This window comes from Paracoccus shandongensis (assembly GCF_017315735.1).
Lineage (GTDB): Bacteria > Pseudomonadota > Alphaproteobacteria > Rhodobacterales > Rhodobacteraceae > Paracoccus > Paracoccus shandongensis.
Genome location: NZ_JAFLRK010000009.1, coordinates 82,631 through 105,276, shown reverse-complemented (window position 1 = coordinate 105,276; position 22,646 = coordinate 82,631). Strand labels below are relative to the sequence as shown.

Here is a 22,646-nt window from a genome sequence, read left to right as displayed (position 1 = left end):
GCCGCCGAGGAGGCGCTGGCCGCAGCCGAGGCCGCCCGGGCCGAGGCCGAGGCGGTCGAAACCGGCGCCCGCATCGCCCGCGCCGAGGCCGAGGGCGAAGCCAGCGCCCTGGCCGCCGAGATGGCCGCGCTGCGCCGTCTGGTGGAACGCGGGCAGTCCGGCGGCAAGGCGATCCTGGATCAGGTGACGGTGGCCAGGGGCTTTGAAACCGCTTTTGGCGCGGCCTTTGGCGACGACCTGCGGGCGGGGCTGGCGGCGGATGGCGAAAGCGGCTGGCATCTGCTGGCCGGATGGGACGATCCGCAGCCCCTGCCGGTTGGCGCGGCACCCCTGGCGCCGCATGTGGATGGTCCGGCCGCCCTGGCGCGCAGGCTGTCCCAGGTCGGGCTGGTCGCTGACGCCGCGACGGGGGCGGCGATGCAGGCGGCCCTGCGGCCCGGTCAGCGGCTGGTCACCCCTGCGGGCGATCTGTTCCGCTGGGACGGGATGCGGGTCATGGCGGGCGAGGCGTCGTCGGCCGCCGCGCTGCATCTGCAAAAGGTGAACCGGCTGGCCGAACTGGCGGAACAGGCGGCCGAGGCGGAAGCCAGGGCGGCAATTGCGGTTGAAACCCACGAGGATGCGCGCGCCGCCCTGGCAGAGGCCACGGCTGTCGAAAAATCCGCCCGCGATGCCCGGCGCGATGCGGAACGGCAGTTGTCCGAGGCCGCCCGCGCCCTGACGCGGGCCGAATCCGACCTGTCCATGACGCGCAGCCGGGCCGAAGCCGCAGCGGCGGAACTGGCGCGGCACCGGGCCGATGCCGGGGACGCGCGCGCACGGCTGGCGCAGGCGGAAGCCGCGCTGGCGGACCTGCCCGACCGCACGGACGCCGCCACGGCCCTGGATCATGCCCGCATGGGCGTCGAGGCCGCGCGCATCGCCACCATGACCCGCCGCGCCGCGCTGGACGAGCTGAAGCGCGAGGCCAATGCGCGGACCAAGCGCCTGCAAGAGATCGCCAAGGAGGAATCCGGCTGGACGCTGCGCCTGCAACAGGCGGGCACGCGCGCGTCCGAACTGGCCGCCCGTCGTGACGCCGCCCTGGCCGAACTGTCCGAGGCGCAGGCGCAGCCCGCCGTCCTGGCCGATCGCCGCGCCAGCCTGCGCGCGCGCGAAGCGGATGCCGGAGACCGCCTGTCCGCCGCCCGCGACGCCCTGTCGGTGGCCGAGGATGCCGCACGCAGCGCCGCCCATGCGGAACGAGAGGCCGCGCGCGCCGCATCCGAGGCCCGCGAAACCCGCGCCACCCGCGAAGCCCGGGCCGAGGCCGCGCGGGACGGGGAAGCCGCCGCCCGGGCGCGCATCCTTGAGGAAACCGAAACGACGCCGCAGGCCCTTCTGGCCTCGCTGGGGGGGACGCCGCCAGATGCGCCCGCCGCCGCGCTGGAGGAGCAGATCGCCCGGCTGCGCACGCAGCGCGACGGCCTGGGGGCCGTCAACCTGCGCGCCGACGAGGACAAGCGCGAGCTTGAGGCCGAGCGCGACCGCCTTGCCGCCGAGAAGGCCGATCTTGAGGAGGCCATCCGCAAGCTGCGCGCGGGTATCGCCAGCCTGAACCGCGAAGGGCGCGAACGGCTGCTGGCGGCCTTTGACGCGGTGAACGCCAATTTCACCACGCTGTTCACCACCCTGTTCGGCGGCGGCGAGGCGCGGCTGGTGCTGGTCGAATCCGACGATCCGCTGGACGCGGGGCTGGAGATCCTGTGCCAGCCGCCGGGCAAGAAGCTGTCCACCCTGTCGCTGCTGTCCGGCGGGGAACAGACCCTGACCGCCATGGCGCTGATCTTCGCGGTGTTCCTGGCCAATCCCGCGCCCATCTGCGTTCTGGACGAGGTGGACGCGCCGCTGGACGACGCCAATGTCAGCCGCTTCTGCGACCTGCTGGACGAGATGACGCGCCGCACCGACACGCGCTTCCTGATCATCACGCATCACGCCGTCACCATGTCGCGCATGGACCGGCTGTTCGGCGTGACCATGGTGGAACAGGGCGTCAGCCAGCTTGTCAGCGTGGACCTGAAGCGCGCCGAGGCTCTGGTCGCCTGACGCCCGCCTTGCTAGGCTGCCGCGACTCCAGCCACTCCGAGGGACATCATGAGCATCGAAGCGACCCTGGCCGACAAGGGCATCACCCTTCCCGCAGCCCCCATGCCCGCCGCGAACTATGTGCCCTTCGTGCAGACGGGCAACCTGGTCTTCGTGTCGGGCCAGATCAGCCAGGACGACAATGGCCTGATCAAGGGCCGGTTGGGCGACGGCATGTCGGTCGATGAGGGCGCGGCTGCGGCCCGCCGCTGCGGGTTGTCGCTGATCGCGCAACTGAAGGCCGCCGTGGGCGATCTGGACCGCGTGCGCCGCGTGGTGAAGCTGACGGGCTTCGTGAACTCGACCCCCGATTTCACCGACCAGCCCAAGGTCATCAACGGCTGTTCCGACCTGATGGTCGAGGTCTTTGGCGAGGCTGGCCGCCACGCCCGCGCCGCCGTCTCGGCCCCCGCGCTGCCCCTGGGCGTCGCGGTCGAGATCGAAGCCATCTTCGAGGTCGCGTGATGGCGCTGCCCCCCGCCTTCCTGTCCACCCCCATCGCCCATCGCGGCCTGCACGGCCCCGGCATCCCGGAAAACAGCCTGGCCGCCGCGCAGGCCGCCATTGATGCGGGCTATGGGATCGAACTGGACATCCAGCCTGCCAAGGGCGGCACGCCCATGGTGTTTCACGATTACGACCTGGCGCGGCTGACCGGCGGGCCGGGCCTTGTCGCGGATTTCGACCCCGACGCCCTGGCGGTCCAGCGGTTGCTGGGCAGCGACCAGCCGGTCCCGACCCTGCGGCAGTTCCTGGATCTGGTCGCGGGCCGCGTGCCCCTGCTGGTCGAGATCAAGGACCAGGACATGTCACTGGGCCCGAACATCGGCCTTCTGCACAAGGCGGTGGCCGATGCGCTGCAAGGCTATGGCGGGCCGGTCGCGGTCATGTCCTTCAACCCGCATGTGGTCGCGGCCTTTCACAGGCTTGCCCCCCATGTCCCGGTGGGCCTGACGACCTGCGGCTATGACGAGGCGGACTGGCCGGGCATCCCCGAGGCAACCCGCAGCCATCTGGCCGGGATCAACGATTTCAACGAATCCGGCGCCTGCTTCGTGTCCCACGACAAGAACGACCTGGCCAATCCGCGCCTGGACGCGCTGAAGGCGCAGGGCGTGCCGATCCTGTGCTGGACGATCCGCAGCGCGGCGGAGGAAGCCCTAGCCCGCCGCGTGGCCGACAACATCACCTTCGAGGGCTATCGCGCGGCGTTCTGAACCCGAGCAGGGGGACTTCGCGTCCCCCATCCGCCTTCGGCGTTCGCCGCTGGAAAAGGTCCACTGGACCTTTTCCCGGGCGCGGCTTACTCCCCCTGCGGGATATTTGAGCCAAAGTGAAAAGCCTGCGTGATTGTGAGGGTGGGGCGGCTGACAAACGCTGTCCGAGCCCCTAGCTTGGCACCATGAACGCGCTGACCCTGTCCACCCATCCCGGCATTGCCGCGATCCCCGCCGAGACCTGGGACGCGCTTGGCGACGGCAATCCCTTCACCACCCATCGCTTCCTCCTGGCGTTGGAGGAGTCCGGCTCGGTCGGGCGCGGGACCGGCTGGCAGCCCCTGCATGTCACGCTGGAGGAGGGCGGCCGCGTGGTCGCCGCAGCACCCCTTTACGCCAAGTCGCACAGCCAGGGGGAATACATCTTCGACCATGCCTGGGCCGAGGCTTATGCGCGCGCGGGCGGGCGCTATTATCCGAAATTGCAGGCCGCCGTGCCCTTCACCCCCGTGACCGGCGCGCGGCTGCTGACGCGCGATCCGGCCATGCGCCAGTCGCTGCTGGCGGGGCTGACGCGGGTCGCGGAAAGCGGTGGGGCCTCGGGCGTCCACGTCACCTTCTGCACAGAAGCCGAGGCGAAGGCCGGGGCGGAAATCGGCTTCCTGCCCCGCCTCACGCAGCAGTTCCACTGGCTGAACCGGGGCTATGGCAGTTACGACGATTTCCTGGGGGCGCTGTCCTCGCGCAAGCGCAAGGATCTGCGCAAGGAACGCGCCCGGGCGCAGGGTTTCGGCGGCACGATCCGGCACCTGACGGGCGACGACCTGAAGCCCCATCATTGGGATGCCTTCTGGACCTTCTACCAGGACACCGGCAGCCGCAAATGGGGACGGCCCTATCTGACGCGGGCCTTCTTCGACTGCCTTCAGCAGACCATGCGCGACGACATCCTGCTGGTGCTTGCGGAACGCGATGGGCGCGCGGTGGCCGGGGCGCTGAACTTCATCGGCCCGGACGCGATCTATGGCCGCTACTGGGGCTGCGTCGAGGACCACCCCTTCCTGCATTTCGAGCTGTGCTATCACCAGGCCATCGACGTGGCGATCGCGCGCGGCCTGTCGCGGGTCGAGGCGGGGGCGCAGGGCGAACACAAGCTGGCGCGGGGATACGAGCCCGTCGCCACCCATTCCCTGCACTGGGTCGCGGACGAGGGCTTCCGGCGCGCCCTGGCCGATTACCTGGACCGCGAGCGCGAGGCCATGGGCGAGGAGATCGAGGCCCTGGCCGACTTTACCCCCTTCCGTAAGGAAGGCTGACCGGCGGTCGCCCGCCGGTCGCCGGGATCAGGCCTTTTCCAGCAGCGCCTCGCCCGCGCTGACGCTGCACTGGCCGGGGTTGTCCTCGACTTCGAAGGCGGTGAACTGGCCGTCCTTCAGAAGTGCTGCGAACCGCTTGCAGCGGCCTTGCAGGCCTGCGGCGGGGGCGTCGAAGGTCAGGCCAAGCGCGCGGGTCAGGCTGCCGTCGGCATCGGCCAGAACCTCGATCCCCGCCGTGTCGGCGCCGGTGGCCTTGGCCCAGGCATCGGCCACGAAGGGGTCGTTCACGGTGATGCAGACGATCCGGTCCACGCCCTTGCCGCGGAAGGCGTCGGCGTTGCGCACGAAGCTGGGCATGTGGGCGTTGGTGCAGGTGCCGGTGAAGGCGCCGGGCACGCCGAACAGGGCGACGCGGCCCTGGGTCAGGTCGGCGGTATCGACGGCCTCGGGGCCGCTTGCCCCCACGCGCAGCAGCTTGGCCTGGGGCAGCTTGTCTCCGACGGTGATGGTCATCCTGTCCTCCTTGGAATTGCAACGGATTCGCGGCGACTATAGGGTGCGGCCCGGTGACAGGCCAGCGCGCGGGGACCGGCATGAAGATCGTGATCGTGGGGGCGGGACAGGCGGCGGCATCCCTGGCGGCGCGGCTGCGCGCCAAGGGCCATGGGGGCGAGATCGTGCTGATCGGCGCGGAACCCGCCGCCCCCTATCAGCGCCCGCCGCTGTCCAAGGCCTATCTGCTGGGACAAATGGGGCTGGACCGGCTGGTGCTGCGAGGGGCCGAATGGTGGGACGACCAGCGCATCGCCCTGCGGCTTGGTGAAACGGCAACGGCCATCGACCCGGTGCTGCGGGTGGTCGTGACGGACAAGGGCAAGGTCAGCTATGACGCCCTGGCCCTGACCACCGGCGCGTCGGCGCGTCGGCTGCCCGCCGCCATGGGGGGCGATCTGCCGGGCGTGCATGTGATCCGCAGCCTGGCCGATGTGGACGCGCTGGCCCCCGCGATGCAGCCGGGCCGCCGCCTGATCGTGATCGGCGGCGGCTATATCGGGCTTGAGGCGGCGGCGGTCGCCCGCAAGCTGGACCTGACGGTGACGCTGATCGAGGCCGCGCCGCGCATCCTGGGCCGCGTGGCCGCGCCGGAAACGGCGGATATGATCCGCGCCCTGCACCGGGCGCACGGGGTGGAGATCCTGGAAGGCACCGGCATTTCGCACATCACCGGCACGGACCGCGCAACCGGCGTGGCCCTGACCGACGGGCGGGAACTGCCCGCCGACCTGATCGTCACCGGCATCGGCGTGCTGCCGGAAACGGCGCTGGCGCAGACTGCCAGGCTGGCGCTGGACAACGGCATCGCCACGGATGCCCTGGGCCGGACCTCGGATCCGGCCATCTGGGCGGCGGGCGATTGCGCCAGCTTTCCTTGGGCGGGCGGGCGGCTGCGGCTGGAAAGCGTCGGCAACGCCATCGACATGGCCGAGGCCGTGGCCGACAACATCCTGGGCGCGGACAAGCCCTATCACCCGAAGCCCTGGTTCTGGTCCGACCAGTTCGACGCCAAGCTGCAGATCGCGGGTCTGGGCACCGGCCATGACCGGATCGTGACGCGGCCGGGCGACGGCCAGCATGGCGGATCGGTCTGGTATTTCCGCGAAGGCCGCCTGATCGCCGTGGATGCGCTGAACGACGCCCGCGCCTTTATGATCGGCAAGCGCCTGATCGAGTCGGGCCGCAGCCCCGACCCCGACGCCATCGCCACCACGACCGACCTCAAGGCGCTGCTCGCATGATGCTTCTTCTTCACCCAAATATCCTCGGGGGGTCTGGGGGGCGAAGCGCCCCCAGCCTTCGCGGGACGCAACCATGAGGATCGTCGGCGGCACCCTGCGCGGGTTGAAACTGGCCGAGGTCGGCGTGGGCGACACGGCCGCCCATCTGCGCCCCACCACCGACCGCGTGCGCGAGGCGATCTTCAACCTGCTGGTCAACGGCACCCATGGCAACCCGGTCCCCGGCGCGCGGGTGCTGGATCTCTTCGCAGGCACCGGGGCGCTTGGGCTTGAGGCCCTGTCGCGCGGCGCGTCCCATGTCACCCTTGTCGAGAACGGCGCCAAGGCGCAGGCGCTGATCCGCAGCAATGTCGCCAAGGCGCGGGCGGGGGACGCGACCGCCCTGCTGCGCCAGGATGCGACGCGTCTTGCCGCCAACCGCGATGCGCCCTTCGATCTGGTGTTCCTCGACCCGCCCTATGCGCAGGGCCTTGGGGAACGGGCCATCGCCGCGGCCCTGGCAGGCGGCTGGCTCGCCCCCGGCGCGGTCGTGGTGTGGGAGGAAAGCCGCCCGCCGCTGGTCCCCGCGCCCCTGGTTCCCATCGACCAGCGCCGCTATGGCGATACGCTGGTGACGCTCGCGCGCCTGCCCGGGGCATAGGGTCGCGGTATCGCGGATGTGATGGTTGACCGCTTCCATCGGACCGGGCTTTGCGCCAGCCTGCCCTGGCAACCGCCAAGGAGGTTTCCATGACCGCATCCATCCGCCGGGGCCTTGCCCTTTCCCCCATCCTGTTTGCCCTGGCCTTTGGCGCCTATGCCCAGGACGATCATTCTGCCCATGGCGCAGGGGGCGATGCGGCTTCGGCCTATCAGGCGGTGATGGAAAAGATGCACGCCGACATGCCGATGGAATCCAGCGGCGATGCGGATGTGGATTTCGTGCGCGGCATGATCCCGCACCACCAGGGCGCCATCGACATGGCCAAGGTGGCGCTGGAACACGGCGACGACCCCGAGATCCGCAAACTGGCCCAAGAGGTCATCACCGCGCAGGAAGCCGAGATCAAGATGATGCAGGAATGGCTGAAGGAACACGGGCACGCGGAGTAAATCTGACCAAAGCTGCGGCTATTGGCGTCAGATCCTATCTGGTCTGCTGTCTGTCAAAGCCGCAGCAACGGCTTCCGCAAGGTCTCTTCCAGCCATGGTTGGGACCAGTTGAAAGGCCCGGCTATCTAATGGGTCTGGTGTTTTTGTAATCAGGTTGAGGCCGTGTCTGCGGCCATCCCCTGCCTCGCCTTCTACATCTGACAGAACCTTGATCGTTCTATAGACGCTGTTGCTTTTGATGCCCTGCATCTCCTGCAAGATCTCTGCCCCGCGTATTCCCGGCTTGGTAGAGATAGACAAAAGCACCTCAAGCTGCCCTACCTCCATTCGGGGATAAACTTGCCTGATTTTGCGGATTGCGTCCTGAAAGCGCCGCAGCGCCGCCACTTCTTCGTCAGTCATATACTATTCCTTGCCATGGATCGCGGCAGTGCCCTCTCACGCCGGTTCCGCCAGCACCCGCGCCGCCGCGTCCAGGCCGCCCGGCCCGTGCGCAATGCCAAGCGCCGCCATGCCCGCCTGCATCGCCCCAAGCGCGGCCAGGATCATCCCGGCATTGGCGTGCCCCATATGCGCCACCCGCAGCGCGTTTTCAGGCTGCTCGGCCCCCAGGCCAACGCCCAGCGTCACGCCGCAATGCGCCACCGTCCAGGCCCGCAGCGCGTCCGCCCCCGGCAGCGCCATGGCCGTGACCGAGGCCGCGCGCGACATCGGATCCTCGACCGACAGGCGGATGCCCGTGCCGCCCTCGCCCCAGGCGTCCGCCGCAGCCCAGACGGCGCGTGCCAGGGCCGCATGGCGCGCCCAGACGGCGAACAACCCTTCCTCGTCCAGGATCATGCGCAGCGCCTCGTCCAGCGCGAAGATCTGCTGGACCGGCGGCGTGCCGCCCCAGAAGCGCCACAGAGCCTCGGCACCCGCGCGGGCGTGCCAGTCCCAATAGGGCGTGGTCAGCTGCGAGCGCCCGCGCGCGGCGGCGCGGTCGGAATACCAGACAAAGCAGGTGCCTGGCAGGCACATCATGCCCTTCTGGCTGGCCGAGATCAGCACATCGACGCCCCAGTCGTCCATCATCATCGGCGCGCAGCCCAGGGATGCGATGGCGTCCACCATCAGCAGCGCCGGGTGATCGCCCATGGCGTCGCGCAGCGCGGGAATGTCGCTCATCACGCCGGTGGCCGTGTCGATCTGGCAGACCATCACCGCCTTGATCGCGCCCGCCTTGTCCTCGGCCAGGCGGCGGGCCAGCATGTCGGGATCGGCGGGCAGGTTGCCGAAGTCCAGCCGCTCCACCGCGACGCCCATCTGTTCCATCTGCTGCGCCCAGGACCGCCCGAAATGGCCCGAGGTCAGCGCCAGCGCCCGGTCGCCGGAATTGAAGATGTTGGCGCCCGCGGCCTCCCACGCGGCATGGCCGTTGCCGATATAAGGCGCCAGATGCGCCCCCGTGCCCGCCAGCCGCTTCAACTGCGCCATCACGGACAGGTTCAGATCCGCCAGCTCCTCGCCATAGATGTCGGGCGAGGCGCGGTGGGCGGCAACAAGCACCCGGTCCGGCACGGGCGAGGGTCCGGGAATGGCGATCACGGGGCGACCTGCGGCAAGGCTCATGGCGTGTCTTATCCTTCACATCCTGCAAGGATCGCTAGTGCCCGCGCGGCCCAAGGTCAACGCCCCCCTGCCTTGCCGTGGCGGCCCCCCTCGGGCTAAGGGTTGCCAAGCGCGACCAGACGAAAGACGCCCGTGTCCGATACCACCCATCCCGCCGCCTCGACCCTGCTGCGCCGCTTCTGGACGGATTACCTGCACGTCCATCGCGGCCCCATGCTGGGCGCCTTCCTGCTGATGACGGCCGAGGGTTCGACGCTTGCCCTGATCTCGTGGATGCTGAAGCCGCTGTTCGACCGCGTCTTTGTCGGGAAAGAGGCGGGCGCGATCTGGTGGGTCGGCGGCGCGATCATGGGCATCTTCCTGCTGCGCGCGGTGACGCTGATCGCCAGCCGGTCGCTGCTGTCGCGGATCTCGCTGGGGATTTCCACCACCATGCAGCGCGACCTGCTGGCCCATATCATGACGCTGGACGGGCGGTTCTTCCAGGCAAACCCCCCCGGCGCGATGATCGAGCGGATCCAGGGCGACACCATCGCCGTCCAAGGGGTCTGGGCGAACCTGATCACCAGCGCCACGCGGGACGCGATTTCGCTGGTGATGCTGTTCGCGGTGGCGGTCAGCATCGACCCCGAGTGGACGCTGGCCGCGCTGATCGGCGCGCCGATCCTGATCCTGCCCGCCGCCTTCGTGCAGCGTTACATCCGCCGCAAGGTGCGCCAGAACCGCGCCAATGCCAGCGCCCGCGCTACCCGCCTGGACGAGGTGATGCACGGCATCGCCTCGATCAAGCTGAACCGGGCCGAGGAGGGCCAGACCCGCCGCTTCGCCGCCATCGTCGCCCGCATCCGCCAGTCCGAGGTCAAGGTCGCCGCCATGAGCAGCCTTGTCCCCGCCCTGACCGACATCGTCACCGGCATCGGCTTCGTCGCCGTCCTGGCCCTGGGCGGGCGCGAGGTGATGGAGGGCACGCGCAGCATCGGCGACTTCATGTCCTTCTTCACCGCGCTGGCGCTGGCCTTCCAGCCCATGCGGCGGCTTGGCGGGCTGGCGGGCACCTGGCAGACGGCGGCGGCCAGCCTGGAACGGGTCTATCAGGTCATCGACACGCAGCCGCGCATCCGGTCGGGCGCGCGGATGCAACCGCCCGACAGCACGGATATCCGGCTGGAGGATGTCTGGCTGTCCTATGACGGCAAGCCGGTGCTGCAAGGGCTGAGCTTTTCCGCCGAGGCGGGCAGGACCACGGCGCTTGTCGGGCCCTCGGGCGCGGGCAAGTCCACGGTCTTCAACCTGCTGACGCGCATGGTCGATCCCGACCGGGGACGCATCACCCTGGGCGGCGTGCCCGTGCAGGATTTCGACCTGGGGGTGCTGCGCGACCAGTTTTCCACTGTGGCGCAGGACTCGGCGCTGTTTGACGAAACCCTGCGCGACAACATCCTGATGGGGCGCCCCGACGCCGACGATGCCGCCCTGCGCTGCGCGATGGAGGCGGCGCATGTCAGCGACTTCGTGTCGGCGATGCCGAACGGCCTGGACAGCGCGGCGGGCCCGCGCGGCTCGGCCCTGTCGGGCGGGCAGCGCCAGCGCATCGGCATCGCCCGCGCCATCCTGCGCGACGCGCCCGTGCTGCTGCTGGACGAGGCGACAAGCGCGCTGGACACCGCCAGCGAAAGGCTGGTGCAGGCGGCGCTGGAAAGCCTGTCGCAGGGGCGCACCACGCTGGTGATCGCGCACCGCCTGTCCACCATCCGCAACGCCGACAAGATCGTGGTGATGGAACAGGGCCGGGTTGTCGAGGAAGGCAGCCATGCCCAGTTGATGGCGCAAAACGGCGCCTATGCCCGCCTTGTCGCCCTGCAATTCGGAGAAATCCAATGACCCGCCAGATCATCCGCGTCACCGGCGACGACCGCCTGGCCTTCCTGCAAGGGCTGGTCAGCAACGACGTGCGCCGCGCCCCCTGCTGGGCCGCGCTGCTGACGCCGCAGGGCAAATACCTGGCCGATTTCCTGATCGTGCCGGACGGGGATGCGCTGCTGATCGACGTGGACGCACGGCTGGCGGGTGATCTGGTCCGCCGCCTGACCATGTACAAGCTGCGGTCGCATGTGGCGATCGAGGCGACCGACATGACCGTCGCGCGCGGCACCGGGCCCGCGCCCGTTGGGGCGATCCCCGATCCCAGGCATCCGGCGCTTGGCTGGCGGCTTTACGGCGGGACGGGCGACGACGGCACCGATTTCGACGCCATCCGCGTCCAGCACATCATCCCCGAAACGCTGGTGGAACTGATCCCGAACGAGACCTTCATCCTGGAGGCGGGATTCGAGCGCCTGCACGGCGTCGATTTCCGCAAGGGCTGCTATGTGGGGCAAGAGGTGACGGCCCGCATGAAGCACAAGACCGAATTGCGCAAGGGCCTGGTCCGCCTTCGGATCGCGGGCGAGGCCCCGGTGGGCACCCCAATCACCGCCGAGGGGCGCGAGGTCGGCACCCTGTTCACGCAGTCGGGCGGCCATGCCCTGGCTCATGTGCGGTTCGACCGCCTGGGACCGGACATGCAGGCGGGTGCGGCGCGGTTGTCGGCGGAATAGGGCTCAGCCCAGCTTGCGGATGCGGTCGCCCAGGGCGACTTCTCCATCCTGCTCGACCGAACACAGGATGCCGCGCAGGCGCAGGTCCGGGTGGCCGGGGGCGGTGATCCAGTCCTTGGCCGCCTGGCCGTAACGGACCTTCCACTTGACGCAAGCGTCGTTGAAGACATCCGACACCCGCAGCACCGCCGTTCCGGCTTGCAGCAGCGTGCCGACCGGCAGGTTCGCGTGGCTGGTGTCCAGGTCGCAGACGATGGTGTCGCCGGGATGGGGCGTTCCTTCGCGGTCCAGCCAGACGGCGTCCATCACCCGGCGCGGCAGGATCGAGACCTGGATGCGCGGGTCGGGCGCGCCATTGGCCAGCCTCAGCCAGGGCGCGACGGTCCAGCGTTCGCCCGGAACGCCCTGGGCGCGGGTCAGCGTCAGGCGGCCCGGAAAGGTACGCTGGTTGAAGCCGGGGCGGAAGCACAGCCATTCCACCGGCGCACCGTCCTTGGGCGCGGCCAGGACATGGGGCAGGGCGCGGGCCAGATCGGCGGGTGTGGCGTGGGATGTCATGGGCAAACCCGGGTTCGGACAGAAAAACGCCCCGGACAGGCCGGGGCGTTCGGGGAAAGGGTCAGGCCCGTTCGCTGTATTCGAACAACTCGGTGTTGACGATGATCTTCTCGCCTTCGCCCACGAAGGGCGGGATCATGATGCGCACGCCGTTGTCCAGGATCGCGGGCTTGTAGCTGTTGGCGGCGGTCTGGCCCTTCACCACCGGCTCGGTTTCCGAGACGGTGCAGGTCACCTTCTGCGGGATCGAGACCGACAGCGCCTCCTCGCCGTAATATTCGATGGTGGCGGTCATGCCGTCCTGCAGGAAGGGGCGGCGATCGCCCAGCAGGTCGGAATCCAGTTCGGTCTGTTCAAACGTCTCGCTGTCCATGAAGACCAGCTTGCCGTCGGATTCGTACAGGAACTGCTGGTCCTTCTGTTCCAGGCGGACCTGCTCGACCTTGTCCTCGCTGCGGAATCGCTCGTTCAGCTTGCGGCCGTCGCGCAGGTTCTTCATCTCGACCTGGGCGAAGGCGCCGCCCTTGCCGGGCTTGACATGGCTGACCTTCACGGCGGCCCACAGGCCTCCGTCATGCTCCAGCACGTTGCCGGGGCGGATTTCGTTGCCGTTGATCTTGGGCATGGGAAACCTTTTGGGGTTCTTCGGGTTCTTGGGAATAACTGCTGTTCGTCGTTGAACGGCGCTGTGGCGCCCCTATATCGGGGCCTTGTGGCCGAGGCAACCAAAAGGCTTTTGCCGTGTTGTCAAGGCGCAGTCCGGTGCCGTGCCACATGAAAAGCAAGGTGTAATTGAAGATTTCACCTGTTTTTTACACGACATGCGCAAACTGCATGGGTGATATGCAGTCTGGGGAATAACGAATCGGCGGGCATCTGGGCTAAGCAGCAGCACCGTCAGAGAAACGGAAACAATAACGATGGGTTGGCATGATGCCGCCCACACGGCTGCCTTGACCTTGCGGCCCAAGAAGATGGACGAATGGTATGCGCGATTTTGTCGATGGATCGGCTTTCAATTTCGAACAGGGCCAGCGGGCCCGCAAACTTTTTGCCGCCGTGGTCCTGGCCGCGCTGGACGATGCGATTGCGGATGACAAGAAATACGGCAACGGCCCCGAACAGATCGCTCGCTGGGCGCGCTCGCGCGACGGGCGCGAGGTGCTGTCCTGCGCCGGCATCGACCCCAACGAACGCGTGGTCAAGGGGCTGATGGAATTCGTGTCCAAGGGCGTGCGCACGTCCGTCGCGCTGTCGCGCGAGGAAAGCGAACGCCGCATGGCCGCCGAGGCCGAGGAAGCCGAAGCCGCCTGAACGGTGCCGCCCGGTTCATGGAAAAGCCGCCCCGGGGCGGCTTTTTTCATGTCAAAGCTGCGTGATGACCCGTTCGCCATAGAAGCGGTCCACGTCCTCGGCCCGGCACAGATCCGTGGCGGGCGTCATCACGGCGGCGGATGCGGCCGCCGCGCCGAGCGCCAGCGCCTCGGGGACCGGCCAGTCCCGCGCCATGGCCAGCACGAAGCCCGCGACGAAGCTGTCGCCCGCGCCGACCGCGCTGACCACCTTGACCCGCGCCGCCGCCGCGTGCCAGGCGCCGTCCGGCCCGGCGATGACCGATCCGTCGGCGCCGCGCGCCACGATCACCGACCGCGCCGCGCCGTCCTTGACCAGCCCCGCCGCGAAGCCCGCGCTATCCTCGCGCGTGGGCAGGGGGCGTCCCGCCAGATCCTCGGCCTCGTGGCTGTCCATGCGCAGCACATCGACGGGGGTGGACGATCCCGCCAGCACGCGCAAGGCCTCGCCCGAGGTATCGACCAGCAGCTTGGCCCCGCTGTTCTTCAGCCGCACGGTCAGCATCTGTTCGAACCCCGCGGGCACGCCGGGCGGGTTCGAGCCCGACACGACCACCCAGCCTCCGGCGCGGGCGGCCTCGGCGATGGCCTGGGTCATGTCGGCCACATGGGCCTTGTGCCATTCGGGGCCGGGCAGGACAAAGCGGTATTGCCCGCCGGTGGACCGATCCGTGACGGCCAGCGATTGCCGCGTCTCGCCGGGGGCGGTCAGGCGGACGACCGACAGCCCGTCGGATTTCAGCATGTCCGCGATGCGCGTGCCCGTGGCCCCGCCAAGCGCCACCATGGCGGTCGATTGCCCGCCCATGTGCTTGATCGCGCGGCTGACATTGATGCCGCCGCCGCCGGGATCGACCTCGGGCTTGTCGCAGCGCAGCTTCAGTTCGGGGCGCACCTCCTCGGTGGCGGTGGACAGATCCAGCGCGGGGTTCAGCGTCACCGTCAGGATGGGGGCCTGCATCGGCGCGCTCATTCCCACCACCTGTCGATGCGGGCGATGTCGTCGTCGGACCAGCCGAAGTGGTGGGCCATCTCGTGCGTGACGACATGGGCGACCAGTTCGGCCAGCGTCACGGTGCCGCGCGCGGCCCATTCGTCCAGCAGCGGGCGGCGGTAAAGCCAGATGATGTCGGGCTGGCCCGGCTGGTCGGACACCGACTTTTCCGTCAGGGGCACGCCGTCATAGATGCCCGTCAGCTCGAACGGATCGTCGATCTGAAGCTCGTCCAGCACGTCCTCGGGGGCGAACTCGGCCACGCGGATGGCGATGTCGCCCGCATGGGTCGCGAATTCGGGAGGCAGGGCCGCCACGGCGTCGCGCGCCATCGCCTCGATCCGGGCCGCGTCGGGGGCGGTCAGGTCTTTCCAGTCGGTCATCCGCTTCTCCTGCATGTCGGCCCTGATATGGACAAGAATCGTTGTCTGTGAAAGAGCAAGGCGAACAGGAGACCTGCCATGACCACCACCCGCTTCGCCCCCTCGCCCACGGGCCATATCCATGTCGGCAACCTGCGGACCGCGCTGTTCAACTATCTGATCGCGCGCAAGGCCGGGGGCACCTTCATCCTGCGGCTGGACGACACCGACCAGGAACGCTCCAAGGAGGAATATGCCGACGGCATCAAGCGCGACCTGGACTGGCTGGGCCTGCACTGGGACCGCGAGGAACGCCAGTCGCTGCGCCTTGACCGATACGCCGAGGCCGCCGACCAGTTGCGCGCCGCCGGGCGCCTGTACGAGGTCTTCGAGACGCCGACCGAGCTGGACCTTAAGCGCAAGAAGCAGCTGAACATGGGGCGTCCGCCGGTTTATGACCGCGCGGGGCTGGCGCTGTCCGATGCCGACCGCGACCGCCTGCGGGCCGAGGGGCGCGAGGGTTACTGGCGCTTCCTGCTGGACCAGGAGCGGATCGAATGGACCGACGGCATCCTGGGCGACATTTCCATCGACGCGGCGTCCGTCAGCGACCCGGTGCTGATCCGCCACGACGGGCAGGTGCTTTACACCTTCGCCTCCTCGGTCGATGACACCGACATGGCCGTCACGCATATCGTGCGCGGCGCGGACCATGTGACCAACACCGCCACCCAGATCCAGATCATCCGCGCCCTGGGCGGCACGCCGCCGTCCTTTGCCCATCACAGCCTGCTGACCGGCGCGCAGGGCGAGGAACTGTCGAAACGCATCGGCGCCCTGTCCATCCGCGACCTGCGCGAGGCCGGCGTCGCGCCCGAGGCGCTGCTGTCCATGATGGCCCGGCTTGGTTCCAGCCAGCCGGTCGAATTGCGTATGACCCTGGACGAGCTGGCCGAGGGGTTCGATCTGTCGCAATTCGGCGCCTCGCCCACGAAATTCGACGCCGAGGATCTGTGGCCGCTGACCCGCGAGCGGAACCAGGCGCTGCCCTTCGAGGCCGTGCGCGACCGGATCAGTGCGCTTGGCGTGCCCGACGACCTGGCGGAACGCTTCTGGGCCGTGGCCTCGCAGAACATCACCAGGCTGGACGATCTGGCCGAATGGTGGACGATCTTCAGTCAGGGTGCCGAGCCGCAGATCGACCCCGAGGATGCCGATTTCATCGCCCAGGCCATGCCGCTGCTGCCGCCCCCGCCCTATACGGACGCGACCTGGGGCGAATGGACAACCGCTGTGAAGGAAGCCACCGGCCGCAAGGGCAAGGGCCTGTTCATGCCCCTGCGCAAGGCCGTGACCGGCCAGGCCCATGGCCCCGACATGGCGCAGGTGATGCCCTTGTTGCAGGTGGTCAAGGCGCGCGGCTGACCAGGTCTTGCCCTTGAAAGCCAACGCCGCCCTGTCCCGGGCGGCGTTTTCATTTTTCCCCGCGAAAACCGCTTGACGCCCCCCGCGCCAGCCCGTAAATCGCCCCCACCCGTGGCGGAGTAGCTCAGCTGGTTAGAGCAGAGGAATCATAATCCTTGTGTCGGGGGTTCAAATCCCTCCTCCGCTACCACGGGTCTCCCCCAGCAATCCAGGACGAAGAACGGCACCCCGGTCGCCGGGCGAGCCGTTGGGCCGGCCCATGTGCCGGCAGGCAGAGCTTGGGATCTGAATCACAATGTTTTCACCTGCTTGTGAAATCCTGCCTGTATTCTTGTGGCGCCTTTGCATGGCGCCCCCCGCCATGTCTGCTATCAGTCCCCTCCCGCCATCCATGACGGGTGACTAAGAAGGAGACTACCCCATGAAACTCGTTGCGCTTTCGGTTGCTGCCTCGCTGGCGGCCTCGGCTGCGTTCGCGGGCGGCTATGTTGCCCCCGTCGTCGAGACTGCCCCGGTCGTTGCGCCCGTCGTTCCGGTCGAGGCCGGCACGGACTGGACCGGCTTCTATGCCGGTCTGCAGTATGGCCAGGGCAACGCGGAACTGTCCGACGGCGAGGGCGAGAGCGATTTCGACGGCTACGGCGTCCATGCCGGCTATCTGCGCGACTTCGGCAAGCTGATCGCCGGTGCCGAACTGGACTATAACAAGGCCGATCTGGACCAGTCGGACACCGATGCCGACCTGTGGCGCCTGCGCGGCCGCGTGGGCTATGACATGGGCAAGTTCCAGCCCTACCTGACCCTGGGCGCTGCCCGCGTGTCGGCCGATTACGGCGACGAGGACGTGTCGGAAACCGGCGTCACCTATGGCATCGGCGCGGAATACCTGGTCACCGACCGCTTCTCGGTCGGCGCAGAATACAGCCGCAGCGACTTCTCGGACGTGGCGGAAGACGAAACCGGCATCTCGGGCATCGACCTGGATACCGACCTGGTGCAGGTCCGCGCCTCGTATCGCTTCTGATCGCGGCGATCCCTTGCCGGAAAACGCGGCCCCTTGGGGCCGCGTTTTTCATTCAGTCGTCCACCACGCTGAGGATCTGCGGCAGGGCCGGGCAGGGCAGCAGCTGGTTGCGGGCCACGTCGGCCAGCGAGTGGTTGTGCAAAAACACATAGACATGCGCCGACAGGCTTTCCCACAGCCGGTTCGACAGCGTCTGCGCCCGCGACCCCGACACCCCGCCCGATGCGCCCGCGCCCACATGCATGGCGCTGACGGTCTCGTCCACGGCTTCCAGGATCTCGGCGATGCGGATCGTCTCGGGCGCGCGCGCCAACCTGTAGCCGCCGCCGGGGCCGCGGACGGATGCGACCAGCCCCGCCCGGCGCAGCCGCACGAACAACTGTTCCAGATAAGGCAGCGAGATGTCCTGGCGGGCCGAAATCTCGGCCAGCGAGGTCAGGTCGCTGCCCTTGGCGGTGGCCAGGTCGACAAGGGCGATGATCGCATAGCGCCCCTTTGTGGACAGTTTCATCGGCTGGCTCCCTCCTGTCAGGCGGCGTCGGTTGACGACGCGCGCACGGTCGCGCTATGCCGCCAGGGACCGTTTCTTGCGCAATCCGCGCCGGCATCCCAGATAGCGGTCTAAAAGCGCCATGCAGATGCGTCAAGAAACCCGTAGCTTCGAAGGAAGACGATGCCAGAACTGATTTTCCCCGGCCCCGAAGGGCGGCTCGAGGGCCGCTATCACCCCCAGCCGGGCAAGCCCGACGCCCCCCTTGCCATCGTCCTGCACCCGCACCCGCAATATGGCGGGACGATGAACAACCGCGTCGTCTATAACCTGCACTATGCCTTCCACAAGATGGGCTTCACGGTGATGCGGTTCAACTTCCGCGGCGTGGGGCGCAGCCAAGGCGAATTCGACCAGGGCATCGGCGAGCTGTCGGACGCGGCATCCGCGCTGGATTACCTGCAGGCGATGAACCCCAACAGCAAGCATTGCTGGGTCGCGGGCTTCAGCTTCGGCGCCTGGATCGGGATGCAGCTGCTGATGCGCCGCCCGGAAATCACCGGCTTCATCAGCGTGGCCCCGCCCGCCAACATGTACGACTTCAGCTTCCTGGCGCCGTGCCCGTCGTCGGGCCTGATCGTGAACGGCACGGCGGACCGCGTGGCGCCGCCCAAGGACACCAATGCCCTGGTCAGCAAGCTGCGCGAGCAGAAGGGCATCACCATCACCCACAAGGAAATCGAGGGGGCCGATCACTTCTTCCGCGACGACGAGCTGCACATGAAGCCGATGATCGAACTGGTCCAAAGCTATGTGCGCCAGCGCCTGACGGAAACCACCCGCTGATCCCGGATGTCGGACCGCATCGCCCGCCAGTTCGCCTTCCTGGCCGAGGCTGACCGGCTGAAATCGGTGGCCCGGGCGAATGTGCTGCTGGACCTGTCCCGGCCCGAGAACAGCGCCGAACACAGCTGGCACGTCGCCCTGCAGGCGATGGTCTTCGGCGCCTCCCCCCGGGCGATCCGGATGCTGCTGGTCCATGACCTGGTGGAAATCGACACGGGCGACCAGCCGATCCACCTGGCCCATGACGCGGCCGCCCTGGCCCGGGCCGAGGCGCAGGCCGCCGCCCGCATCTTCGGCCTGTCGCCCGATGGGGACGGGCTGATGGCCTTGTGGCAGGAATTCGAGGCGGGCGCCTCGGCCGATGCGGTGGTGGCCAAGCGGATGGATCACAGCCAGCCGCTGTTCCAGGTGCTGCTGGCCCCGCAGCCGCTGGCGGATCACATCGCCATCGTCCGGGACAACATGACCGGCGGGCGCGCGGCGCGGCTGGCTGCCGAATGGCCCGAGGCGATGGACTGGGCCCGCGCCGTGCTGGCAGGCGAGGGGGTGCCGGACAGCGACCTTGCCCGCCGCCTGCGCTTCCTGGCCGAGGCCGACGGGCTGAAATCGGTGTTCCGCGCCAACCTGCTGATCGACGGCTCGCGGCGGGAAAACAGCGCCGAGCATAGCTGGCACCTGGCGCTTTACGCCTTGGTCTTTGCCGATCTGGCGGGACCGGGCGTGGATCCCGACCGCGTCATCCGCATGTTGCTGATCCATGACCTGGTCGAGATCGACGTGGGCGACGTGCCGCTGCATTCCGCGGCGGGCCAGGCGCATGGCTCGGCCGAGATCCAGGCGGCCGAGGCTGCGGCTGCCCTGCGCATCTTCGGGCTGCTGCCCGAGGCGCAGGCACGGGACTTCCTGTCGCTGTGGCAGGAGTTCGAGGCGGCGGCCAGTCCCGATGCCCTGTTCGCCAAGGCCCTGGACCGCTGCCAGCCCGTGATCCAGAACCTGCGGTCGGGCGGGATCGGCTGGGTCGATTACGGCGTCACCTTTGCCGATATCGAGACCCGCGTGGGCCGCAAGATCACCCTGGGCGCGCCAGCACTGTGGCACTGGCTGCGCCGCGAGGTCCAGGCGTTTTTCGCCTGATCAGCTTGCCAGAGAACTTGTCAGCGGCTTGCCGTTGGCCGCGTGCCGCGCCGCCAGTTGCCGCGCCTTCTTGCCCGGCACGAAGGGCCGCGCGCCGGGAAAATCCTCGACCGCGTTGCGCAGGTGCGGGAACAGCGCGAAGATTTCCTCGGCCGCGTCGCCAAGCGCCAGCAGGGCCTGCGGGCCGGGATAAAGCGATTCGGTTTCCGCCCCGTTCGACAGGACGACTTCGTGCGCGGCGAACATCAGGTGGACATAGGTGACGCCATCGGCATCGGCCAGGATGTCGATCCCCTCGACCTCGGTCAGGTGCTTGGCGGCGATCAGCAGTTCCTTGGCAGCGAACATCCGCGCGGCGATGGCCGAACGCACCAGCACGCGATGCTGCTGGGACACCAGCAGATCCTGCGCAGGCACGTTGGGGCCAAGCGCGCCCGCGGCGATGCGCACCGGCGCCAGGGCGGGCTTGGCGGCAATCTCGGCTGCGGTGACGTGGCGGCTGCCGATCCAGCGGACGGGCTGCAGCCCGTTGTCGCGGGTCAGCACCAGATCGCCGATCCGCAGATCCTCGACCGGGCGTTCCCCGGTGGCGGTGGCGATCAGCGTGCCGCGGGTAAAGCAGGTGATCGGCAGGTCATGGATGGTCGTCTTGAACGAAAGGGCCGCGACATACATGTTCTTGTCGAAAGGCTTGGCCGCCAGGATCTTGACCCCGCGCAATTCGTCGATGCTGTCCCAGGCCGCAAGGCAGTCCTTGGACGGGCGGAAGAACATGTCGCCGTTCTTCATCTGGATCAGCACGCCGGTCTGTACCGTGGTGCCGCCATCCGGGAAGGTCAGTTCATAGCGCACCGACAGAAAGCCGGTGATCGTGGTCTTGACCGCCGTGTCCGTGTGCGGCGAGACATAGGTCATCCGCGAGTCCGGGACATCCCAGTTCCAGCTATTGGTGTTGTAGCTTGTCGCAAAAGCCTGGGTGAGATGGCCGTCCGCGATGATCGTCCGGGTGTCCCCGCAAAGCGTCACCGCTTCCATCTGCGCGTTGCCGACGGCAGTGTACCCGACAAGCCGATCCGCCTCGGCTTGGGTGGCTGGTGACCCACTGGTTCCATTGACCTGGGGTTGATTGCCAAACCACATCCATTCGACCGTAGCCGTCATTTTAGCACCAGAATAATCATTACAACACGGTGCCCTGGATAACGCAGGCCCTATCGGGATGCACGTGTTACTTTTGTACAGATTTATGAAAAGCGGCGCCTGTTGCAGCCGGAACCCAGGGGGTGCGCGATTGCATACCTCTGCATACAATCTTTCCTTCCCCGCCTTTCCCGGCTATAGCGGCCCGCGAACGCCATCGCCGAAAGGGACTGCCCATGTCGAAGATCAAGGTCGCCAACCCTGTCGTGGAACTCGACGGCGACGAGATGACCCGGATCATCTGGGACTTCATCAAGCAGAAGCTGATCCTGCCCTATCTGGACGTGGACCTGAAATACTACGACCTGGGCATCGAGGAGCGCGACCGCACCGACGACCAGGTCACCATCGACGCGGCCAACGCCATCAAGCAATACGGCGTGGGCGTGAAATGCGCGACCATCACGCCGGACGAGGCGCGGGTCGAGGAATTCGGCCTGAAGAAGATGTGGAAATCGCCCAACGGCACCATCCGCAACATCCTGGGCGGCGTGATCTTCCGCGAGCCGATCATCTGCCGCAACGTGCCCCGGCTGGTGCCCCACTGGACCAAGCCCGTGATCGTCGGCCGCCATGCCTTCGGCGACCAGTACAAGGCCACCGATTTCCGCTTTCCGGGCAAGGGCCGCCTGACCATCAGGTTCGTCGGCGAGGATGGCCAGACGATCGAGCACGAGGTCTTCCAGGCTCCATCGGCGGGCGTGGCGATGGCCATGTACAACCTGGACGATTCGATCCGCGATTTCGCCCGCGCCTCCTTCAACTATGGCCTGCAGCGCGGCTATCCGGTCTATCTGTCCACCAAGAACACCATCCTCAAGGCCTATGACGGCCGCTTCAAGGATCTGTTCCAGGAAGTCTTCGACGCCGAGTTCGCCGACCCGTTCAAGGCAGCCGGGATCCATTACGAACACCGGCTGATCGACGACATGGTGGCCTCCAGCCTGAAATGGTCGGGCGGCTATGTCTGGGCCTGCAAGAACTATGACGGCGACGTGCAGTCCGACACTGTGGCGCAGGGCTTCGGCAGCCTGGGCCTGATGACCTCGGTCCTGATGACGCCCGACGGCAAGACGGTCGAGGCCGAGGCGGCGCATGGCACCGTGACGCGCCACTACCGCGAGCACCAGAAGGGCAACCAGACCTCGACCAACTCGATCGCGTCGATCTTTGCCTGGACGGGCGGGCTGAAGCACCGCGCCAAGCTGGACGACAACGCGGCGCTGCTGAACTTTGCGCAGACGCTGGAGAAGGTGACGGTGCAGGCGGTCGAGGACGGCCACATGACCAAGGACCTGGCGCTGCTGGTCGGGCCGGACCAGAAATGGCTGACCACCATGGGCTATCTGGAAAAGGTGGACCAATACCTGAACAAGGCGCTGAACTGACCCAAGGGAAAGCGGGCCGGGCATGCGCCCGGCCCTTTTCTTGCCTCCGGCGGGGATATTTGGACCAAGGTGAAGCAGCCTTTCACCTTGGTCCAAATATCCTGGGGGAGTCGCGCG

At 68.0% G+C, this 22,646-nt stretch carries 23 protein-coding genes, 1 tRNA gene and 1 pseudogene; 16 read left to right on the top strand and 9 right to left on the bottom strand.

What is annotated here, in order from left to right:
* The 4 genes from JX613_RS08730 to JX613_RS08715 form a co-directional block, all read left to right on the top strand.
* The coding region (locus JX613_RS08730) for a coiled-coil domain-containing protein (RefSeq protein ID WP_473754225.1) at positions 1 to 2,088 on the top strand (2,088 nt) is incomplete at its 5' end.
* Between the two features lie 48 nt (positions 2,089 to 2,136).
* On the top strand, positions 2,137 to 2,592 hold the full coding sequence (locus JX613_RS08725) for a RidA family protein (protein WP_207101073.1): 456 nt from the start codon (positions 2,137 to 2,139) through the stop codon (positions 2,590 to 2,592).
* Entirely contained in the window at positions 2,592 to 3,344 is a 753-nt protein-coding gene (locus JX613_RS08720; protein WP_207101072.1) for a glycerophosphodiester phosphodiesterase family protein, read from the top strand. Before JX613_RS08725 ends, JX613_RS08720 begins: the two co-directional genes overlap by 1 nt.
* 185 nt (positions 3,345 to 3,529) lie before the next feature.
* Positions 3,530 to 4,660, top strand: a complete 1,131-nt coding sequence (locus tag JX613_RS08715; protein ID WP_207101071.1) for a GNAT family N-acetyltransferase — start codon at positions 3,530 to 3,532, stop codon at positions 4,658 to 4,660.
* 27 nt (positions 4,661 to 4,687) lie between these two features.
* Here the strand turns inward: JX613_RS08715 and JX613_RS08710 are convergent, their stop codons facing one another.
* Positions 4,688 to 5,173 carry a peroxiredoxin gene (locus JX613_RS08710; protein WP_207101070.1) on the bottom strand — a complete coding sequence of 162 codons (486 nt, stop codon included), beginning with the start codon at positions 5,171 to 5,173 and terminating at the stop codon, positions 4,688 to 4,690.
* Positions 5,174 to 5,253: 80 nt separating this feature from the next.
* Between JX613_RS08710 and JX613_RS08705 the strand changes: the two genes are divergently transcribed.
* From JX613_RS08705 to copM, 3 genes and pseudogenes are all read left to right on the top strand, one after another.
* Complete coding sequence (locus JX613_RS08705) at positions 5,254 to 6,456, top strand: NAD(P)/FAD-dependent oxidoreductase (RefSeq protein WP_207101069.1); 1,203 nt, start codon at positions 5,254 to 5,256, stop codon at positions 6,454 to 6,456.
* A 70-nt stretch (positions 6,457 to 6,526) separates the two neighbouring features.
* Positions 6,527 to 7,096: pseudogene (rsmD, locus tag JX613_RS08700) on the top strand (16S rRNA (guanine(966)-N(2))-methyltransferase RsmD); the annotation flags it as partial.
* A gap of 89 nt (positions 7,097 to 7,185) precedes the next feature.
* A complete protein-coding gene (copM, locus tag JX613_RS08695; RefSeq protein ID WP_207101067.1) occupies positions 7,186 to 7,548 on the top strand; it encodes a CopM family metallochaperone in 363 nt (120 codons plus the stop codon).
* A 27-nt stretch (positions 7,549 to 7,575) separates the two neighbouring features.
* Here copM and JX613_RS08690 read toward each other — a convergent pair whose 3' ends face one another.
* Both JX613_RS08690 and JX613_RS08685 read right to left on the bottom strand, forming a co-directional pair.
* Positions 7,576 to 7,950 carry a MarR family winged helix-turn-helix transcriptional regulator gene (locus tag JX613_RS08690; protein ID WP_207101066.1) on the bottom strand — a complete coding sequence of 125 codons (375 nt, stop codon included), beginning with the start codon at positions 7,948 to 7,950 and terminating at the stop codon, positions 7,576 to 7,578.
* Between the two features lie 36 nt (positions 7,951 to 7,986).
* The gene (locus JX613_RS08685; protein WP_207101065.1) at positions 7,987 to 9,159 is read right to left on the bottom strand and encodes a pyridoxal-phosphate-dependent aminotransferase family protein; all 1,173 of its coding nucleotides are present in this window, start codon (positions 9,157 to 9,159) and stop codon (positions 7,987 to 7,989) included.
* A gap of 213 nt (positions 9,160 to 9,372) precedes the next feature.
* Here JX613_RS08685 and JX613_RS08680 point away from each other — a divergent pair, with 213 nt between their 5' ends.
* The gene (locus tag JX613_RS08680; RefSeq protein ID WP_207101080.1) at positions 9,373 to 11,040 is read left to right on the top strand and encodes an ABC transporter ATP-binding protein; all 1,668 of its coding nucleotides are present in this window, start codon (positions 9,373 to 9,375) and stop codon (positions 11,038 to 11,040) included.
* Positions 11,037 to 11,756 carry a CAF17-like 4Fe-4S cluster assembly/insertion protein YgfZ gene (gene ygfZ, locus JX613_RS08675; protein WP_207101064.1) on the top strand — a complete coding sequence of 240 codons (720 nt, stop codon included), beginning with the start codon at positions 11,037 to 11,039 and terminating at the stop codon, positions 11,754 to 11,756. Before JX613_RS08680 ends, ygfZ begins: the two co-directional genes overlap by 4 nt.
* A gap of 3 nt (positions 11,757 to 11,759) precedes the next feature.
* Here ygfZ and JX613_RS08670 read toward each other — a convergent pair whose 3' ends face one another.
* Positions 11,760 to 12,314 (bottom strand): hypothetical protein, encoded by a 555-nt coding sequence (locus tag JX613_RS08670; RefSeq protein ID WP_207101063.1) that lies wholly within the window; start codon positions 12,312 to 12,314, stop codon positions 11,760 to 11,762.
* A gap of 61 nt (positions 12,315 to 12,375) precedes the next feature.
* Positions 12,376 to 12,939, bottom strand: coding sequence for an elongation factor P (efp, locus tag JX613_RS08665; RefSeq protein WP_207101062.1), 564 nt, complete (start codon positions 12,937 to 12,939; stop codon positions 12,376 to 12,378).
* Between the two features lie 362 nt (positions 12,940 to 13,301).
* Between efp and JX613_RS08660 the strand changes: the two genes are divergently transcribed.
* Positions 13,302 to 13,628 carry a DUF6280 family protein gene (locus JX613_RS08660; RefSeq protein WP_042251710.1) on the top strand — a complete coding sequence of 109 codons (327 nt, stop codon included), beginning with the start codon at positions 13,302 to 13,304 and terminating at the stop codon, positions 13,626 to 13,628.
* A gap of 51 nt (positions 13,629 to 13,679) precedes the next feature.
* Here JX613_RS08660 and JX613_RS08655 read toward each other — a convergent pair whose 3' ends face one another.
* Both JX613_RS08655 and JX613_RS08650 read right to left on the bottom strand, forming a co-directional pair.
* Positions 13,680 to 14,639 (bottom strand): 1-phosphofructokinase family hexose kinase, encoded by a 960-nt coding sequence (locus JX613_RS08655; protein WP_237168452.1) that lies wholly within the window; start codon positions 14,637 to 14,639, stop codon positions 13,680 to 13,682.
* Entirely contained in the window at positions 14,636 to 15,043 is a 408-nt protein-coding gene (locus tag JX613_RS08650) for a metallopeptidase family protein (protein WP_207101061.1), read from the bottom strand. The genes JX613_RS08655 and JX613_RS08650 overlap by 4 nt, the downstream gene beginning before the upstream one ends.
* Positions 15,044 to 15,121: 78 nt before the next feature.
* Here JX613_RS08650 and gltX point away from each other — a divergent pair, with 78 nt between their 5' ends.
* From gltX to JX613_RS08635, 3 genes are all read left to right on the top strand, one after another.
* Entirely contained in the window at positions 15,122 to 16,447 is a 1,326-nt protein-coding gene (gene gltX / locus JX613_RS08645; RefSeq protein WP_207101060.1) for a glutamate--tRNA ligase, read from the top strand.
* 113 nt (positions 16,448 to 16,560) lie between these two features.
* A tRNA-Met gene (locus tag JX613_RS08640) sits at positions 16,561 to 16,637 on the top strand.
* A gap of 231 nt (positions 16,638 to 16,868) precedes the next feature.
* Positions 16,869 to 17,471 (top strand): outer membrane protein, encoded by a 603-nt coding sequence (locus tag JX613_RS08635; protein ID WP_207101059.1) that lies wholly within the window; start codon positions 16,869 to 16,871, stop codon positions 17,469 to 17,471.
* Between the two features lie 52 nt (positions 17,472 to 17,523).
* On the opposite strand, the gene iscR is transcribed toward JX613_RS08635, so the two are convergent.
* Positions 17,524 to 17,982, bottom strand: a complete 459-nt coding sequence (iscR, locus tag JX613_RS08630) for a Fe-S cluster assembly transcriptional regulator IscR (protein WP_207101058.1) — start codon at positions 17,980 to 17,982, stop codon at positions 17,524 to 17,526.
* A 162-nt stretch (positions 17,983 to 18,144) separates the two neighbouring features.
* Between iscR and JX613_RS08625 the strand changes: the two genes are divergently transcribed.
* Both JX613_RS08625 and JX613_RS08620 read left to right on the top strand, forming a co-directional pair.
* The gene (locus JX613_RS08625; RefSeq protein WP_207101057.1) at positions 18,145 to 18,807 is read left to right on the top strand and encodes an alpha/beta hydrolase; all 663 of its coding nucleotides are present in this window, start codon (positions 18,145 to 18,147) and stop codon (positions 18,805 to 18,807) included.
* Between the two features lie 6 nt (positions 18,808 to 18,813).
* Positions 18,814 to 19,941 carry an HD domain-containing protein gene (locus tag JX613_RS08620; RefSeq protein ID WP_207101056.1) on the top strand — a complete coding sequence of 376 codons (1,128 nt, stop codon included), beginning with the start codon at positions 18,814 to 18,816 and terminating at the stop codon, positions 19,939 to 19,941.
* On the opposite strand, the gene JX613_RS08615 is transcribed toward JX613_RS08620, so the two are convergent.
* A complete protein-coding gene (locus JX613_RS08615; protein ID WP_237168451.1) occupies positions 19,942 to 20,976 on the bottom strand; it encodes a Hint domain-containing protein in 1,035 nt (344 codons plus the stop codon).
* A gap of 341 nt (positions 20,977 to 21,317) precedes the next feature.
* Here JX613_RS08615 and JX613_RS08610 point away from each other — a divergent pair, with 341 nt between their 5' ends.
* Complete coding sequence (locus tag JX613_RS08610; protein WP_207101054.1) at positions 21,318 to 22,529, top strand: NADP-dependent isocitrate dehydrogenase; 1,212 nt, start codon at positions 21,318 to 21,320, stop codon at positions 22,527 to 22,529.
* The last annotated feature ends 117 nt before the right edge of the window (positions 22,530 to 22,646 follow it).

Bases quoted from the DNA above. Each gene is read 5' to 3' on its own strand.
- JX613_RS08725 (WP_207101073.1), top strand. From the start codon at position 2,137: ATGAGCATCGAAGCGACCCTGGCCGACAAGGGCATCACCCTTCCCGCA.
- gltX (WP_207101060.1), top strand. From the start codon at position 15,122: ATGACCACCACCCGCTTCGCCCCCTCGCCCACGGGCCATATCCATGTC.
- JX613_RS08705 (WP_207101069.1), top strand. From the start codon at position 5,254: ATGAAGATCGTGATCGTGGGGGCGGGACAGGCGGCGGCATCCCTGGCG.
- JX613_RS08615 (WP_237168451.1), bottom strand. From the start codon at position 20,976: ATGGAAGCGGTGACGCTTTGCGGGGACACCCGGACGATCATCGCGGAC.
- JX613_RS08720 (WP_207101072.1), top strand. From the start codon at position 2,592: ATGGCGCTGCCCCCCGCCTTCCTGTCCACCCCCATCGCCCATCGCGGC.
- JX613_RS08610 (WP_207101054.1), top strand. From the start codon at position 21,318: ATGTCGAAGATCAAGGTCGCCAACCCTGTCGTGGAACTCGACGGCGAC.
- JX613_RS08670 (WP_207101063.1), bottom strand. From the start codon at position 12,314: ATGACATCCCACGCCACACCCGCCGATCTGGCCCGCGCCCTGCCCCAT.
- ygfZ (WP_207101064.1), top strand. From the start codon at position 11,037: ATGACCCGCCAGATCATCCGCGTCACCGGCGACGACCGCCTGGCCTTC.
- copM (WP_207101067.1), top strand. From the start codon at position 7,186: ATGACCGCATCCATCCGCCGGGGCCTTGCCCTTTCCCCCATCCTGTTT.
- iscR (WP_207101058.1), bottom strand. From the start codon at position 17,982: ATGAAACTGTCCACAAAGGGGCGCTATGCGATCATCGCCCTTGTCGAC.
- efp (WP_207101062.1), bottom strand. From the start codon at position 12,939: ATGCCCAAGATCAACGGCAACGAAATCCGCCCCGGCAACGTGCTGGAG.
- JX613_RS08715 (WP_207101071.1), top strand. From the start codon at position 3,530: ATGAACGCGCTGACCCTGTCCACCCATCCCGGCATTGCCGCGATCCCC.
- JX613_RS08635 (WP_207101059.1), top strand. From the start codon at position 16,869: ATGAAACTCGTTGCGCTTTCGGTTGCTGCCTCGCTGGCGGCCTCGGCT.
- JX613_RS08625 (WP_207101057.1), top strand. From the start codon at position 18,145: ATGCCAGAACTGATTTTCCCCGGCCCCGAAGGGCGGCTCGAGGGCCGC.
- JX613_RS08655 (WP_237168452.1), bottom strand. From the start codon at position 14,639: ATGAGCGCGCCGATGCAGGCCCCCATCCTGACGGTGACGCTGAACCCC.
- JX613_RS08650 (WP_207101061.1), bottom strand. From the start codon at position 15,043: ATGACCGACTGGAAAGACCTGACCGCCCCCGACGCGGCCCGGATCGAG.
- JX613_RS08620 (WP_207101056.1), top strand. From the start codon at position 18,814: ATGTCGGACCGCATCGCCCGCCAGTTCGCCTTCCTGGCCGAGGCTGAC.
- JX613_RS08660 (WP_042251710.1), top strand. From the start codon at position 13,302: ATGCGCGATTTTGTCGATGGATCGGCTTTCAATTTCGAACAGGGCCAG.
- JX613_RS08710 (WP_207101070.1), bottom strand. From the start codon at position 5,173: ATGACCATCACCGTCGGAGACAAGCTGCCCCAGGCCAAGCTGCTGCGC.
- JX613_RS08680 (WP_207101080.1), top strand. From the start codon at position 9,373: ATGCTGGGCGCCTTCCTGCTGATGACGGCCGAGGGTTCGACGCTTGCC.
- JX613_RS08690 (WP_207101066.1), bottom strand. From the start codon at position 7,950: ATGACTGACGAAGAAGTGGCGGCGCTGCGGCGCTTTCAGGACGCAATC.
- JX613_RS08685 (WP_207101065.1), bottom strand. From the start codon at position 9,159: ATGAGCCTTGCCGCAGGTCGCCCCGTGATCGCCATTCCCGGACCCTCG.